This window comes from Nosocomiicoccus massiliensis, assembly GCF_002871345.2.
GTDB classification, from domain to species: domain Bacteria; phylum Bacillota; class Bacilli; order Staphylococcales; family Salinicoccaceae; genus Nosocomiicoccus; species Nosocomiicoccus ampullae_A.
This window is the reverse complement of the sequence record NZ_CP136964.1, coordinates 1,372,274-1,387,393: the sequence shown is the minus strand read 5'-3', so window position 1 is coordinate 1,387,393 and position 15,120 is coordinate 1,372,274. Positions and strand designations below refer to the sequence as shown.

The following is a 15,120-nucleotide window of genomic DNA, read 5'->3' as shown; positions in this document are numbered from 1 at the left end:
TCTGATTTTATGTTAAATCATGTAGAACACGATACCGATATAATGAGCGACACTCGCTATAAATATAAAAAAGTGCCATATCATATGGAAGTATCGCTTATCTTTTTGCGCATAGAACCATGCGCCAATTGTATATAATACGCCACCTATAAAAAGCATGACTAAAAACATAATATTTGTACCAAATAATACGGCAGGTAAAAACGGTACAATCATCCACCCCATCACAAGATAAAACGCTAAGCTAATTTTTGGACTGACTTTCGGACTTAACGTCTTATATAGTACACCTAAAATCGCCGCACTCCACTGGAGTATGAGAATCGTATATCCCCAAAATCCACCGATAACGCTAAGCGCGACTGGTGTATACGTACCGGCAATCGCAATGTATATACAACTATGGTCAATTAAACGCATGACATATTTGTGATGTGTGCCCGGTGCCATAATATGGTAAATCGTCGACGATAAAAACATTGTAATAATTGAAATGACATACACGCTACCGCCAAACGCATGCATTGCCCCACCTTCTACATACATATATATCGCAGTAAAAGGAAGTAAAAATATAAATAGAAATGTTGCGACACCGTGACTGACGCTATTTCCTACTTCTTCACCAAACGATAAAGGAATAATGTGTTTTAAAGTTTTTTCAACAGAGATATTATTTTCTTTCATCTATATCAGTTCGTACCTCTCAAGATCACGACGCGCTGTTTCCACACTATCTTGACCCTCTTTGTTTTTAAGTGGTGAAAATTCTCCTGCACGGTCCACTTGAAGCGTCTTATGTTTATTTGCAACGATAAATGCGTCGAAATAGAACTTTTCAAATTTTAACGCTTCTTCTTTTACTAACTTTAAATCATCATCTAAAAACTCTAAGTTTTTAAGCGCGAGGTGATATGGCATATCCGCCTCTGCCGCTTTCTCGATAAACGGGATACTAAATACATGAATACCGATATTTCCATTTGTAAATGACGCATCTTCTCCGTCAGGAATTTCAGTGTATTCAACGACTGTTTTCTTACCGTCAAGTAACGCGAGTCGACCGACACTTTCATTTGGTTTAGGTGTAATCGATTTTGACGTCACTTCATTTTTTTCATCTAAATGAAGACCGACAAGTACTTCGTCGAGTACTTTTACGACGACATTGTCGACGTTATTCATAAACACCGCTTCAACGCCACGCGATTTCATATCTTCTAGCATACCGCTCGCTTTAAGCGCACTAAATATTCCACCGTTTCCGTTCGGTGTAATCATTATTTCTTCTTCTTTAGTTAATAGTAACTCTCCAGATTTTGATAGAGACGGAAAATGCTCTTGCTTAAAGAAGCGAACATTTTCTTTTGGTAATCCGAAGTAGTTTTTTTCTTCGAAAAATTGAACTGTTTCATCGTGATTAATGTCGCTCGTCATAATGTACCAATGAACGTTTAACACGTCTTCTTTTTTATATTTTAAGATTTGACGCGCTTGAAGTTCAAAAAGCGATACGTCGTCAAACATAAACGTACCTTTCGGACCGTCGTACCCGAGGCGTGTCCCTTGTCCACCAGCCATTAAAAGTACCGCGACTTTTCCGTTTTCAATCGATGTATGTGCTAAACGTTCTAATGCTTCTACGTCTAACTCTTCTTTTGTCACGTACGGGACTTCTTCAACATTTGACGTATCAAACGTCGTCTGATTTACATATACGTCTTCATAGACAGATTTAACTCTTTCTAAATCTAGCTCGTTTAACTGTGCATCTACTTTTTCTTTTGATGTTTCTCTAAGCTTGTCATATTGCGGAATCCATCGTTTCAATATATACACCTCTATTCTGTAATCACTTTTTTAATGAGTGTTGGATGAACTCCTTCTTCACCAAACGTATAACAATCTTTAACGCGTGAAATGACGTCATCCACATTTTCTTTGTTAGAGTGAATCACTGCTAGTGTGTCTCCAACTTCTACTTTATCTCCAACTTTTTTCTCTAGAACGATACCGACCGCTAAGTCAATCTCACTTTCTTTCGTTTCACGTCCAGCACCTAAAATCGATGCTGCTATACCCATATTTTCAGACTCAATTTGAGTGACGTATCCTGCTTTGTCTGATTTTACTTCAATCGTATATTCAGAAGTAGGCAATAGACTGTAGTCATCAATCACGTCACCGTTACCACCTTGACTAACGATAAGTTGTCTAAATTTTTCAAGTGCCGAACCATCTTCGATTGCTTTCTCTAATAGTCCACGTGCTTCTTCTAAACTGTTTGCACCGCCACCAAGAACAACCATTTGACTACCGAGGACAAGCGATAATTCCGTAAGATCTTCTGGACCTTTCCCTTTTAACGTTTCAATTGCTTCAATCACTTCTAGCGCGTTACCAATCGCATAACCGAGTGGCTCTTCCATGCTTGAAATAACTGCCATCGTATTTCGTCCGACATTATTACCAATTTGTACCATCGTATGTGCGAGTGCCTCTGCGTCTTTTTCGTTTTTCATAAATGCGCCGTCACCAACTTTTACATCGAGAACGATACCATCTGCACCTGCTGCGATTTTTTTAGACATAATCGAACTTGCGATTAGTGGGATCGAGTTTACTGTTCCTGTAACGTCACGTAAAGCGTAAATCAGTTTATCTGCCGGAGTTAAGTTACCTGATTGTCCGACTAGTGCAAGTTTTTGTTTGTTTACGAGATCGATAAATTCTTCTTGAGATAATTCAACATGGAATCCTTCCATTGCTTCAAGCTTATCAACCGTTCCACCTGTATGTCCTAGCCCTCTTCCACTCATTTTAGGCACTGGAACGCCAACTGCTGCAACGAGTGGTGCTAATACTAACGTCGTAGTATCACCAACACCACCTGTCGAGTGTTTATCTACTTTAAACCCTTCGATTCCAGATAAGTCGATTTGGTCTCCAGACTCAACCATTTCCATCGTTAACGTTGCAACTTCATCTTCTGTCATACCGTTTAAAAAGATTGCCATCAGTAGACTCGATGCTTGATAATCTGGGATATCTCCATTTGTATATCCTTGAACAAACGATTTAATCTCTTCTTTTGATAATTCGATATTGTCACGTTTTTTTGTAATGATGTCTATCATTCTTGTCATATTCATACACTTCCTTAACTTTTTTCGAACATATTTTTCTATTCTTACATTATAACGTATCCTATTTAAATGATAAAATAAACGAATGTTGCACGAGATTAATATTCATTGCATAATTAAGTTACATAACGAAGGGTGGTTTATACATGAGTCCGACGAGAGAAGATTACTTAAAAATCATATATGAACTCGGTGGCGAGTTTTCTAGAGTATCTAATAAATCGATATCTCAAAAACTCAATATTTCACCACCAACAGTTACCGAGATGATGAACAGCCTAGTTAAAATCGGCTGGATCGATTTAAAGCCGTATCACGGAAGTATGCTTACCGCTGAAGGCGCAGAAGAAGCAAAACGACTCGTCCATAAACATCGTCTATGGGAAGTGTTTCTCGTTGAAAAACTTGGTTTTTCTATCGATGAGGTTCACGACGAAGCTGAACTATTAGAGCACTCGACTTCAGATAAACTCGCTGAAAGAATATACGAATATCTAGGACGTCCAAAATATTGTCCACATGGCGGAGCGATTTTACCTGAAGATATGGAAATCGCAGATCGCCACGCGAAAATCTTACCGGACATAAAAATTAGCGATTCCGTCGTCATCCAGCGTTTCGTAAACGAAGACCGACTCGTACATTACTTTAAAAACCAAAACTTAAACATAAACGACGTCGTCACTGTAAAGAACTTCGATGATATGCTTGACTCATACGAACTATACAATGAAACAAACGGAGAAATCGTATATATATCCTCTACAATCGCACAATTTATATTCGTTCGACCATTATAATAGCCGCATCCGTTTATACGGACACGGCTAGTTTTATTTAAATGAGTTTATAATGTTTTAACGCATGATATAATCCGTCGTCATCGACGTGACTCGTGACATATTCGGCGACTGATTTCGTTTCATCGACACCGTTACCCATCGCAACAGAGTGCTTAACGAGCTTTAACATGTCATAATCGTTCGGTCCGTCTCCAAATGCATAGACGTCATCTTCATTAAATCCGAGCTTTTCGATCACTTTTTTAACTGTTTCTGCTTTAGATCCGCCTTTTGGCATTACGTCTAACGACACTCGATGCCATCTTAAAAAGTCTAACTCACTATATCTTTCTTTATAATAGTCTTCTTCATCTTCTGTACAGAAGAGTAATCCTTGGTACACTTCGTTTTCAAGGTGGAAGTTTTCATTATGTCCAGGTGATTGATCGAACTTTAAAGAGCCTAACCCTTCGTTGATTCGGCTATGACCTTTTATATTTGACACCATATGTGTATCGTTTAAATAGACGACTGGATGGTTATGTTTTTTAGCGTCTTTAGATATTTCTTCTAACAAGTCACTCGGAATCGGATTTTTGTAAATCACTTCTCCATCAACGACTGCGTATTGTCCGTTTAATGCGATGAACGACTCAATACCTAACTCTTCTCTTAAATCTTTAAATAAAAACGGTGCGCGACCTGTCGCAATGACTAACGTATGTCCATCTTTTTTAAGAGACTCAATCGCACGTTTAGTAGATTCTGGTACTTTGACCGATGTATTATAAAGTGTTCCGTCAATGTCAAAAAACAATAATTTTTTCACCATTTAGTCCTCCATAATTGATTGTTTTGCAAGATTATCTGCGCGCTCGTTATAAAAATCTCCAGTGTGTGCTTTCACTTTTATAAAATCTACTTTGATTTGGTGCATCAGTTGCTCCATTTGCTTCTGATATTCTTTTGTTGTCGGTTTATTTGCACGCCACTCTTTCGTTGCCCATTTTTCTAAACCTGCATAGTCATAATGGACGTGAATTTTATCGTACTGATTTGAAATCGCATAGTTAACTGCATATAGTACTCCACCAATTTCAGCGCTGACGTTCCATAAGTTGTTTTCTTTATTAATAGCAATCTCTTTCGACGCTTCGTGTATTACTTTACCATCTTCAATTAGAATTGCACCAAATCCTGCGCGTTCTGATCGCTTATCATAACTCCCGTCAACATACGCTATAAGCCCATCTAACTTTATAGCTTCTTTTTTGTTTAAATTTATAAACTGAAGTGCTTCATCTTCAGTTTTAAATGATTTATACTCTGCACCGCTAAAACCCATCACTTCGCGCTTTGCAGTGTCCCAATCTCTATAAATACCAGGGCTTCTCCCTTTACGTACTGCATAATATTTACTCATATGTCTCCTCCACGGTTCATTGTACCAAAAAAGGCAGACCGGAGTCTGCCTTCGTGATATTACATTTCATCAGATTTATCTTCTTTTTCCCCTGGGGGAATGCCGATTTCTTCATCCGCTTCAATATGCGTGACAAATGGCGCTTCTTTTAAACTTTCGTATTGTGACTCATCGAGATCGATTGTCTTCATGTTCATGTTGTCCATCTCATTAATCACATCTGATTCTTCTACACCATATTCTTTTAGGTCTTCTAATGTAACGTCACGATTAAACGAGACGATGTAACGTGTTTTTGTCATATCTTTATCTACATCTTTCTCTTCAATATTTTCTTTTGGTTCTTCGACGTTTTCGGACGGCTCTTTTGTATCTGTATTCGTTGAACATGCAGCTAAAAGTAGTGACATTGACATCAACATGATATAGCGTTTCAACACCATCAGCTCCGATCCATTATTTTGCGCGTTTTTTATCAGTAAATATGCTGATGAAAAACACAAAAAAGATACTTAAAATGAGTTTAATAATATGTTTCATACGTATATTATAACTCATTGCTTGCTGGTTTCGCTTGTTCTGAACCGTAAATATCTTCTAAGAACTCTTCTTTTTCGCTGTCAGTAATATATTTAACCCCAATACCTGTCGCAGCTAAAATGAGTGCAATAATTGGTACAGAGAAGTTTAAAATCGCGTATGGGCCGTAATCCCAAGCGTACACTCCTAACGTTCCATATATAAATACCCCACACGTATTCCACGGGATGAATACTGACGTTAACGTACCACCATCTTCTAAGCTTCGTGATAAGTTTTTCGGATGTAGTTTATTGTCTATATATGATTTTAAGTACATTCTTGACGGTACAACGATTGAAATATATTGTTCAGAACACGTTGCGTTTGTGAAAAACGCTGAAGCAAGTGTAGCTGAAATTAAACCAAATGTTCCTTTTGCGATTTTTAAAATTTGGTTCATAATCGATTGAAGCATGCCTGAGTACTCCATAATCCCTGCGAAAGTCATCGCAACGATTGTCATCGAAACAGTATACATCATGTCGAGTAATCCACCGCGGTTAAACAGTGTATCTACACTTTCGTTACCACTTTCTAAAGCGTATCCGTTTGTTAAGACGTCAATTGACGTGCTGAGTGATCCACCTTGAACAAATACTTGAGCAAGTACCCCGAGCATCGCACCGATGAATAGTGCAGGTGCAGCACTCATTTTTAATACGATTAAAACGATAACAATGACTGGTACTAAAAATAGCCACGGTGAAATGACAAAGTTATCTTGCATCGCATTGAGCATGCTATTCACCTCTTCATCATTTAACGTTTCGTTACCAATTACTTTAAGTCCAATAATTAAAAATACGATTAATGAAATAATAAGCCCTGGAATCGTCGTGTAAAACATATGTTTAATGTGATCGAATAACGGTACGTGTGTTAAACCAGCAGCTAAGTTTGTCGTGTCTGATAGCGGTGACATTTTATCTCCAAAATAAGCTCCAGATATAACAGCTCCGGCAATCATCGCAGGTTCAATCCCCATCGACATACCGATACCCATACCAGCAACACCAATCGTTGCCATCGTTGACCATGAGCTTCCAATCGCAAGTGCAACTAATGCACAGATAAGCATGATCGTGACTAAGAAATATTTAGGATTTAATAAAATTAAACCGTAGTAAATCATCGTCGCAACAATACCTCCACCGATCCAAGAACCGATGACGAGACCAACTAAAATAATAATAACGACAGCCGGTAGTGCGAGTTTGATTCCTTTATACATAAATTCTTCAAGTGAATCCCACTTATAACCACAAATAAGAGCGACAATCGCAGCAGTTGCCGTACCGAGAATTAACGGCACGTGCGGATCAATTTCAAATTTAACCACCGCAACATACATCGAAAAGATCATAACAATGAACGGTATAATTGCTAAAAAGACGTTAATCTGTCTTGGTGATTCTAGTTTACTTTCCTTCATTGAAAATCCCCCTAATAATAATCTCTTTTTAATTATAGCGATTAAAACAAAAAATGGTAGCGATTTCTTAAATATTTTCAAAAAATCGCTGACATTTTCATCAACAATTTGACTGATTTTAATCGTCATATATTACAATACACCAAGAAAATGATACGATATAATTGATAATTTTATAGGAGAGAACGTAATGAATATACTAGTATTAGTTGGAGCGAATGTCGGTTCAAAAACGGCAACTGCTTTACAATACGTCACAGATTATTTTGAAACACATTATAATACTCATAATATCGAGATGATCGATTTAAAAGATAAAACACTCAACTTAGCAGATGGTCGTCATTATGAAGACTGGTCGGGTGACACAAAAGAAGTTATTTCTAAAATGTTAGCCGCTGACGTCATCGTTATCGGATTCCCAGTGTTCCAAGCATCAATCCCTGCAGTTCTAAAAAACTTATTCGACCTATTACCAATCAATGGCTTAAAAGGAAAAACAGTATCCATCGTCTCAACAGCAGGATCCAATAGACATTTCTTAGTTGCAGAAATGATGCTGAAGCCAATATTAAACTACATGAAAGCACACGTACTATCATCATATGTATTCATCACACCAGAAGCATACGAAGGAAAGCGACTCACAGACGTTAACATCTTGCACCGACTCGATAATTTAGCAGATGAAACAATCGACATCGCCGAGGCACATCAATCATTTAGTAAACGTAAGAACAAATAAAATAACGCCGAGTACAACTGTACTCGGCGTTTATTCATAATGAGACCAGCATGAGTAAATATAGACGATTTTCTCATCTTCATTTACTGTATAAACCACTCTGTGTTGATGGTTAATTCTTCTAGAATATCTTCCCTCACTTTTTGGTACGAGCTTTTTAAATGATTGTGTCGATTTAAAGGGATCATTTTTTAATGTCTTTATAATCTTCATAAAGTTATACTTTAAGTTTGATTGCTTAATCTTTTTCAAATCGGTCTTTGCACTATTTTTAATAATAACTTTATACTGTGTTACGCTCATAGCTCATCCCAATTGATATCGTCAATATCTGTCCAACCACTATTATCTTCCATTCGTTCTCTAACTACATTTAATACACCGTTATTTTCTAAATATAGCGTTTCATTAATACTATCCCAATCTTCTTTACTAATAAGGACTGCTTCAGAGTTTGATTTGCTACCACTAATAACTATTGGACTATGACTTTCATTAACTTCTTTTAAAATATTATAAAAATTTTCCCTAGCCTTTGTGGGTGTAATAATTTCCATATCCTTCACTCCAAACGTACGTTTATATGTACGTTTATTATAAGCTATTATTCATCAAGAATACAAATGTCTAATCTCTATACGCTAATAATCTTAAACCATTTAATATAACTAGAATTGTTGATCCTTCGTGGCCAATGACTCCTAGTGGTAAGTTTATTGCTTGGAAAAGGTTCGCAATGATGAGTAACGCGATGACCGCAATTGCAAATAAAACGTTCGCAATGACGATTCGTTTCATCTTTTTAGATAATCCTATAGAGTACGGTATCATCGTTAAGTCGTCTTTAATAAGTACGACGTCTGCTGTTTCCATTGCGATATCTGTTCCTGAACCCATCGCAAATCCAACTGAAGATTTCGCTAACGCCGGTGCATCGTTTACACCATCTCCAACCATTCCGATGTTACCATATTTTTCTTTTAATTCATCTAATATAGAAGATTTTTCATCTGGCATTTTATTTGCATGAACTTCTTTAATACCAACTTGTTTTGCGATATGCTTTCCGGTATTTTCATTATCACCCGTAACCATAATCGTTTGAATACCCATGTTATTAAGTTTTTCAATCGCAATTTTCGCATTTTCTTTCACGACGTCTTCTAGCGCATAAAACGCTTGTAACTCGTTATCACGACTCACGAAAATTACCGTGTTTCCTGTCGATTCTTTTTCAATTACGACACGCTTCACTTCTTCAGATAGCTGAATATTAGATTCATCTAACACATAACTATGCTTTCCGACTTTCCATTCGCTACCTTTGTTTTGAATTAAGAATCCTTTACCTGTAATATCCTCAACGTGACCGAGTTCAATGAGTGGCGTGTCTTCTAAGTAATCTAAAATCGCTACTGCAATTGGATGCTTAGATCCTGATTCCGCACTTTTAATAACCTCATCGACATGTGCGTGGTCGACACCATCTACGTAATAAACATCTGTAACAGCAGGCTCACCGACTGTTAACGTACCTGTTTTGTCAAATATAATCGCATTTAACGCATTCGTGTTGTCAATCGTTTGACCGCCTTTAAACACCATTCCGTTACGTGCAGCGTTTGAAATTGCTGAAAGTGTTGCAGGTGTTGCACTTGCGACTAATGCACATGGTGACGCAACTGTTAAAAGTACCATCCCACGGTAAAACGACTCTGTCCAACCCCAGTCGAGTACAAAGTACGCTAAAGCGATAAATAACGGAACCCCGACTAATACAACTTTTACATAAGTATCTTCAATTGACTCAATAAAACTCGCTGTTTTACTTGGTGAAGACTGCGCTTCATCGACAAGTCGAATAATTTTAGCAAATAACGTGTTACTGTCTTCAACTGTGACTTCCATATCGATTCTGTTACCTTCGTTAATCGTCCCCCCGATGACCTCGTCTCCTGTTAGTTTTTCAACAGGAACGGATTCACCTGTAACAGATGCTTCGTTAACAACCGCGTCAGTTGAAAGTAGTTTTCCGTCAATTGGAATTGTTTCACCGCGTGGCACTTGAACTTTATCTCCAACTTTTAGCTCAGCAGTTGGAACGACTTCAATTTCGCCGTTTTCATTGTAACGACGTGCTTCGTCTGGCGTTAAGTTCATTAACTCAGAAATCGCGTTTCGGCTTTTTTCGTTTGCCATCGATTCCATTGCTTCAGCAAGACTGAAAATGAAAATTAACAGTGCACCTTCCATCCAATAACCGATGATCGATGCACCAACGGCAGCTAAAATCATCAGTACGTCTACGTTTAAATGTTTGTCGTGAATCAGTTCTTCGATTCCGTTTTTAGCGCTATAATATCCCCCGATTAAAAAAGCAGCAATAAACACTGGAATCGCAACATTTTCAAGGCTTTGGTATTGAAGTACAATCCCTATAACAATAAGAACCGCACAAATCACCGTGTTTCTGAAGCCTTTGTTTTGTAACCATTTTTTCAAAGTTGTTCACCTACTAATTTAGAAAATTATCATTTAATTTAATGCTATATCTATACTTAATTATAATAATTTTAAATAAGAAATACAATGGTTTAGATTAGTTATTATTATTTTTTTCAAACATCCTTTTATTCTAAGTATCAATATGTTAGTCTATATACTTGTGTATAAAAAAGGAGTGTTAAAATGACCGATAAAAGTAAGCAAAAAATATCACCAGTGTTTAAATACGCGTCAATTTTAGTACTAATTCTTGTTTTATTTGGTATGTTTATGCCAGCAAGATTCGGTGAATTGACTGGAGCTTTAAGTAACTATATTACAGTTACTTTTGGTTGGTATTACATGATACTTGTTACGGTAATTATTATATTTTCAGTATTTTTAATATTTAGTCCGATTGGAAAATTAAAACTCGGTAAACCGAATGACGAACCTGAATTCAGAACAATTTCTTGGTTAGCGATGTTATTCAGTGCCGGTATGGGGATCGGTCTTGTGTTCTACGGCGCATCAGAACCTATTTCCCATTATCTAGCACCACCATCCACTGACCCTGAAACTAAAGAAGCGTTCATGGAGTCAATGCGTTCAACGATATTCCACTACGGATTCCATCCGTGGGCGGTATATGGAATCGTTGCGTTATCTCTCGCTTACTTCCAATTTAGAAAGAACGAAGATGGTTTACTGTCTAAAACGTTAAGACCTATTTTTGGAGACCGAGTAGATGGTCCATTAGGTACAGTCGTCGACGTACTTGCGGTATTCGCAACTGTTATTGGGGTTGCGGTATCTTTAGGTGTAGGTACGTTACAAATTAACGCAGGTCTGAATTATTTATTGAATGTGCCTCAAAATATTTTAGTACAGTTTATAATTATTTTTGTTGTTACAATTCTATTCTTAGCGAGTGCTTGGAGTGGATTATCTAAAGGGATTCAATATTTAAGTAACATTAATATGTCACTTGCAGTACTATTATTAGTTGCTCTATTTTTCATAGGGCCAACGATCCTTATTTTAAATATGATGACAACAACTGCAGGATCTTACCTCGGAACTTTTTTACAAAACAGTTTCGACGTAGCCCCTCTCTATGAGCAAAAATCTGAATGGCTGAAAAGCTGGACCATTTACTACTGGGGTTGGTGGATCAGTTGGAGTCCTTTCGTTGGTATATTTATTGCACGTGTATCAAAAGGACGTTCAATTAGACAGTTTGTTATTGCAGTATTACTCGTTCCAACAATCGTAAGCTTAATTTGGTTTAGTGTATTTGGAACGACAGGAATTACTGTCGCTCAAAATTCAGACAGCATATTAGCGTTACCACCAGAAACACAGTTATTTGCGATATTTAATGAATTACCACTAAGTGTCGTACTTTCAACAATCGCAATACTATTAGTATCGATATTCTTTATTACATCAGCGGACTCAGCGACATTCGTTTTAGGTATGCAAACGTCATACGGAACGTTACAACCACCTAAAGGAATTAAAATCGTATGGGGAGTATTACTGTCACTCATCGCATTTGTACTATTGCTCACGGGCGGTGACGAAGGTCTAGGCGCGTTACAATCAGCAGCGATTATATCTGCTTTCCCATTTAGTATCGTAATTATCCTAATGACAATCAGTTTCTATAAAGACGCAGATTTAGAAAGACGAAACTTAGGACTTACAATTACGCCAGACCAAGATAAGTTAGAAGAATATTACGAACACGTAGAAGAACATCCAAATACAGATATGGAAAGAGAAAATCCAGACAATGTATTCTAAAATTATCCTTACCGATTTTATATCGGTAGGGTTTTTTATTTTGTATCTATAAAAATTATATTCAACTTTCCAAGAATACATATTGTTTATTCACCATATAAGGGATATGATTATGAAAAATACATATTACGGAGTGATTCTTTCGTATGAAAATGTCTAAAAAGGATTTCTTTTTTAATATATTAAATGGGATGGCGATTGGTATCGTCGTTGCATTAATTTCTAGTGCATTACTCGGAGAAGTACTAAAGTTTTTTGGACGTTATTCTGACGTCTTTATAACGATCGGTAATGCAGTAAGTTCATTTCAGTTAATTACATCTGTCATTATCGGTGTATTAGCGGGGATCAACTTAAAGTTTGACGGGATTCGCAGCGTAATTTTAGGAGGCGCAGCGTTAATTGGTTCTGGAGCGTTAGTGTTTGAAGAAACGGGTGTCCGTTTACAAGGAATGGGAGATCTAATTAACGTTTTAATTACGCTCATTATTGCAGCGGCTATTATCGTATTCATTGGCGATAAACTCGGATCTCTGAACATCGTATTTTTACCGTTTCTCGGTGGTGTCGTTCCCGGTTTAATCGGATTAATGATCTTACCGTACTCAAAACTTGTGACGACAAGTTTAGGTGAATTAATTGCGCACTTTACAGATTTAAATCCGCTTCTCATGACGATTTTAATTTGTGTATTTTACTCTGCATTTCTCGCAACACCAATTTCACTCGTTGCGATTGCGACTGTTGTCAGTCTCTCTGGACTAGCGAGTGGTGCAGCGAACTTAGGAATTTTAACAGCATGTATGACGTTTTTATTCGGTTCAATTGGAATTAACAACAAAGGTACAATCATCGCTCTCATCATCGGTACAGGTAAAATGATGATGCCAGTGTACTTCAAAAATCCAATTATCGCGGTCCCGTTAGTCATTAACGGAATTATCGTCGGTGCGACAGGATACTTTATGAACGTTCAAGGTACACCGATGTCAGCAGGTTTTGGTCACACAGGATTAGTTGGTCCAATTAACTCGTTAGCGTTAATGGACGGTAGTACTGGTATGAATATCGCTAAACTTACAGTGGCGTATCTCATCGTTCCTGTCATCACTGCATTTATCGTCGATAAGTTATGCTTAAAATTTCTACCAAAATATACGAGAGAAATGTTCCTATTTAAACCATAAAAAGACTGCAACTAAGCTGCAGTCTTTTTTAATTAAACGGATATGGTAACGGCCCACGCTGAGTACTCATCCATTTTAAATCTGTAAAATCTTCTAACACATATGGATTCCCGTAACGTCCCATACCACTATTTTTAACGCCACCAAACGGTATATTCGGAAAATCAAGAACCGTTTGTTCATTGATGTGTACCATACCACTTTCTATCTGTTCCGCATACTTCTGTCCTTTTTCAACATCTTCAGTAAATATCGCAGCCGATAGTCCGTAATCTGTATCATTTGCAAAACGAATCGCCTCATCGTTAGAACGTGCTTTTATAATTAACGCTATCGGACTAAATAATTCAGTTTGTGCGATCTCACTGTCATTTTTAATATCTTTAAAGATAAATGGTGTGACAAAATTACCACTCACTTCACCTTCTAACACCATTTCTCCAGACTCTTTTGCCATTTCGATAAATTTCTTAGTTTTTTCAAGCTGTGTTTTATTAATAATCGGACCGATGATTCCAACTTTATTGTGTTCGACACTCATTTTTAAATTTTCAGTTGCCGCTTTAAATTTATCGATAAACTCTTCATATACTGATTCATGAACGATGATTCGATTGACACTCATACATATTTGACCGGAATGTAAAAATTTCCCAGGAATTAACGCACGTACTGCATGATCTAAATTCGCATTATCCATAACGATAAAAGGACTATTCCCGCCAAGTTCTAGCGCTGTCGATATAAATCTATCGTTTGTTACTTTACGAATGTGTTTACCAACTGCAGTCGATCCTGTAAAACTAATCGCATTAATTTTCTCATGCGTAAAAAATACCTCACCAACAAGTTTCGGTTCAGTTAACACCATCTGAAAAACGTTACTCGGTACTCCCGCTTCTCTTAATAATACTGCCGGTATCGCCCCACTCACGATTCCTGTTTGAACGTCTGGTTTATGGACGACCGCATTGCCTAACGCTAGTGCTGGCGCAATTGTACGCATCGATAAATGTAACGGGAAGTTAAATGGCGCAACGGACGACACTACTCCTTTTGGTGAGCGGTAAATTAAATTTTTCTTACCTGGTATAAGAGATGAACGATTTCCAACGTGTCCAATCTTTTCTACTAATTTTAAAGACTCTCTTAAAATATTAATCGTCGCAACATATTCAGCATTCGCTTTAACAAAAGTACTTCCACTCTCTTTAATTAAGACGTCTACGATATTTTTTCTATGCTGTATAAATAGTTTGATAAGATTTTTAAGTACTTTTTTACGTTGTTTTGGATTGTGTTTCCATTCACTGTTATCCGCAACTTCAAATGCCTTGTTCGTTTGCTCTAAACTCGCGAGCGGAATTTCTGCAACCAACGAGTCGTCAAACGGGTTTAACGACTGAAATACTTCTCCACTGTCGCCTTCAACAAATTTTCCATCTATATAACTTTTATTTAAAGTTAAAAATATATTCATATCATCACTCCATTTTTATACTATACCCAAAAAATATTTTATTAATTTAA

Annotated in this window: 15 protein-coding genes; 4 read left to right on the top strand and 11 right to left on the bottom strand. The window is 37.1% G+C overall.

Features of this window, described 5'->3' with window-relative positions:
• Positions 1-12 precede the first annotated feature (12 nt).
• Genes trhA through CJ229_RS07260 form a run of 3 tightly spaced genes read right to left on the bottom strand, consistent with a single transcriptional unit; the run spans position 13 to position 3,146 of the window.
• Entirely contained in the window at positions 13-687 is a 675-nt protein-coding gene (trhA, locus tag CJ229_RS07270) for a PAQR family membrane homeostasis protein TrhA (protein WP_070623868.1), read from the bottom strand.
• On the bottom strand, positions 688-1,833 hold the full coding sequence (locus tag CJ229_RS07265; RefSeq protein ID WP_102167172.1) for a UTP--glucose-1-phosphate uridylyltransferase: 1,146 nt from the start codon (positions 1,831-1,833) through the stop codon (positions 688-690). It lies immediately after the preceding gene.
• An 8-nt stretch (positions 1,834-1,841) separates the two neighbouring features.
• Positions 1,842-3,146, bottom strand: a complete 1,305-nt coding sequence (locus CJ229_RS07260) for a pyrimidine-nucleoside phosphorylase (RefSeq protein WP_145998130.1) — start codon at positions 3,144-3,146, stop codon at positions 1,842-1,844.
• Positions 3,147-3,292: 146 nt separating this feature from the next.
• On the opposite strand from CJ229_RS07260, the gene CJ229_RS07255 reads away from it, so the two are divergent.
• Positions 3,293-3,946: a metal-dependent transcriptional regulator gene (locus CJ229_RS07255; protein WP_068129539.1), complete on the top strand. Its 654-nt coding sequence runs from the start codon at positions 3,293-3,295 to the stop codon at positions 3,944-3,946.
• Positions 3,947-3,983: 37 nt separating this feature from the next.
• Here CJ229_RS07255 and CJ229_RS07250 read toward each other — a convergent pair whose 3' ends face one another.
• The 4 genes from CJ229_RS07250 to nhaC form a co-directional block, all read right to left on the bottom strand.
• Positions 3,984-4,760 (bottom strand): Cof-type HAD-IIB family hydrolase, encoded by a 777-nt coding sequence (locus CJ229_RS07250; protein ID WP_068129537.1) that lies wholly within the window; start codon positions 4,758-4,760, stop codon positions 3,984-3,986.
• The gene (locus CJ229_RS07245; RefSeq protein ID WP_070709665.1) at positions 4,761-5,351 is read right to left on the bottom strand and encodes a ribonuclease H1 domain-containing protein; all 591 of its coding nucleotides are present in this window, start codon (positions 5,349-5,351) and stop codon (positions 4,761-4,763) included. It lies immediately after the preceding gene.
• Between the two features lie 59 nt (positions 5,352-5,410).
• The gene (locus CJ229_RS07240) at positions 5,411-5,788 is read right to left on the bottom strand and encodes a hypothetical protein (RefSeq protein WP_040928437.1); all 378 of its coding nucleotides are present in this window, start codon (positions 5,786-5,788) and stop codon (positions 5,411-5,413) included.
• 110 nt (positions 5,789-5,898) lie between these two features.
• A complete protein-coding gene (nhaC, locus tag CJ229_RS07235) occupies positions 5,899-7,365 on the bottom strand; it encodes a Na+/H+ antiporter NhaC (RefSeq protein WP_070457084.1) in 1,467 nt (488 codons plus the stop codon).
• A gap of 190 nt (positions 7,366-7,555) precedes the next feature.
• Here nhaC and CJ229_RS07230 point away from each other — a divergent pair, with 190 nt between their 5' ends.
• Positions 7,556-8,110, top strand: coding sequence for an NADPH-dependent FMN reductase (locus tag CJ229_RS07230; protein ID WP_070457085.1), 555 nt, complete (start codon positions 7,556-7,558; stop codon positions 8,108-8,110).
• 30 nt (positions 8,111-8,140) lie between these two features.
• Here the strand turns inward: CJ229_RS07230 and CJ229_RS07225 are convergent, their stop codons facing one another.
• From CJ229_RS07225 to CJ229_RS07215, 3 genes are all read right to left on the bottom strand, one after another.
• The gene (locus CJ229_RS07225; protein ID WP_102167163.1) at positions 8,141-8,413 is read right to left on the bottom strand and encodes a Txe/YoeB family addiction module toxin; all 273 of its coding nucleotides are present in this window, start codon (positions 8,411-8,413) and stop codon (positions 8,141-8,143) included.
• Positions 8,410-8,667, bottom strand: coding sequence for a type II toxin-antitoxin system Phd/YefM family antitoxin (locus tag CJ229_RS07220; RefSeq protein ID WP_068129527.1), 258 nt, complete (start codon positions 8,665-8,667; stop codon positions 8,410-8,412). The genes CJ229_RS07225 and CJ229_RS07220 overlap by 4 nt, the downstream gene beginning before the upstream one ends.
• A 70-nt stretch (positions 8,668-8,737) precedes the next feature.
• Entirely contained in the window at positions 8,738-10,612 is a 1,875-nt protein-coding gene (locus tag CJ229_RS07215) for a heavy metal translocating P-type ATPase (RefSeq protein WP_102167162.1), read from the bottom strand.
• Positions 10,613-10,798: 186 nt separating this feature from the next.
• Between CJ229_RS07215 and CJ229_RS07210 the strand changes: the two genes are divergently transcribed.
• Both CJ229_RS07210 and CJ229_RS07205 read left to right on the top strand, forming a co-directional pair.
• Positions 10,799-12,403, top strand: a complete 1,605-nt coding sequence (locus tag CJ229_RS07210) for a BCCT family transporter (RefSeq protein ID WP_102167161.1) — start codon at positions 10,799-10,801, stop codon at positions 12,401-12,403.
• Positions 12,404-12,549: 146 nt separating this feature from the next.
• Complete coding sequence (locus CJ229_RS07205; RefSeq protein WP_102167160.1) at positions 12,550-13,590, top strand: PTS sugar transporter subunit IIC; 1,041 nt, start codon at positions 12,550-12,552, stop codon at positions 13,588-13,590.
• Positions 13,591-13,618: 28 nt separating this feature from the next.
• Here CJ229_RS07205 and CJ229_RS07200 read toward each other — a convergent pair whose 3' ends face one another.
• Positions 13,619-15,070 carry an aldehyde dehydrogenase family protein gene (locus CJ229_RS07200; protein WP_102167159.1) on the bottom strand — a complete coding sequence of 484 codons (1,452 nt, stop codon included), beginning with the start codon at positions 15,068-15,070 and terminating at the stop codon, positions 13,619-13,621.
• Positions 15,071-15,120 lie beyond the last annotated feature (50 nt).

Bases quoted from the DNA above. Each gene is read 5' to 3' on its own strand.
- trhA (WP_070623868.1), bottom strand. From the start codon at position 687: ATGAAAGAAAATAATATCTCTGTTGAAAAAACTTTAAAACACATTATT.
- CJ229_RS07260 (WP_145998130.1), bottom strand. From the start codon at position 3,146: ATGACAAGAATGATAGACATCATTACAAAAAAACGTGACAATATCGAA.
- CJ229_RS07255 (WP_068129539.1), top strand. From the start codon at position 3,293: ATGAGTCCGACGAGAGAAGATTACTTAAAAATCATATATGAACTCGGT.
- CJ229_RS07250 (WP_068129537.1), bottom strand. From the start codon at position 4,760: ATGGTGAAAAAATTATTGTTTTTTGACATTGACGGAACACTTTATAAT.
- CJ229_RS07245 (WP_070709665.1), bottom strand. From the start codon at position 5,351: ATGAGTAAATATTATGCAGTACGTAAAGGGAGAAGCCCTGGTATTTAT.
- nhaC (WP_070457084.1), bottom strand. From the start codon at position 7,365: ATGAAGGAAAGTAAACTAGAATCACCAAGACAGATTAACGTCTTTTTA.
- CJ229_RS07230 (WP_070457085.1), top strand. From the start codon at position 7,556: ATGAATATACTAGTATTAGTTGGAGCGAATGTCGGTTCAAAAACGGCA.
- CJ229_RS07225 (WP_102167163.1), bottom strand. From the start codon at position 8,413: ATGAGCGTAACACAGTATAAAGTTATTATTAAAAATAGTGCAAAGACC.
- CJ229_RS07220 (WP_068129527.1), bottom strand. From the start codon at position 8,667: ATGGAAATTATTACACCCACAAAGGCTAGGGAAAATTTTTATAATATT.
- CJ229_RS07210 (WP_102167161.1), top strand. From the start codon at position 10,799: ATGACCGATAAAAGTAAGCAAAAAATATCACCAGTGTTTAAATACGCG.
- CJ229_RS07205 (WP_102167160.1), top strand. From the start codon at position 12,550: ATGAAAATGTCTAAAAAGGATTTCTTTTTTAATATATTAAATGGGATG.
- CJ229_RS07200 (WP_102167159.1), bottom strand. From the start codon at position 15,070: ATGAATATATTTTTAACTTTAAATAAAAGTTATATAGATGGAAAATTT.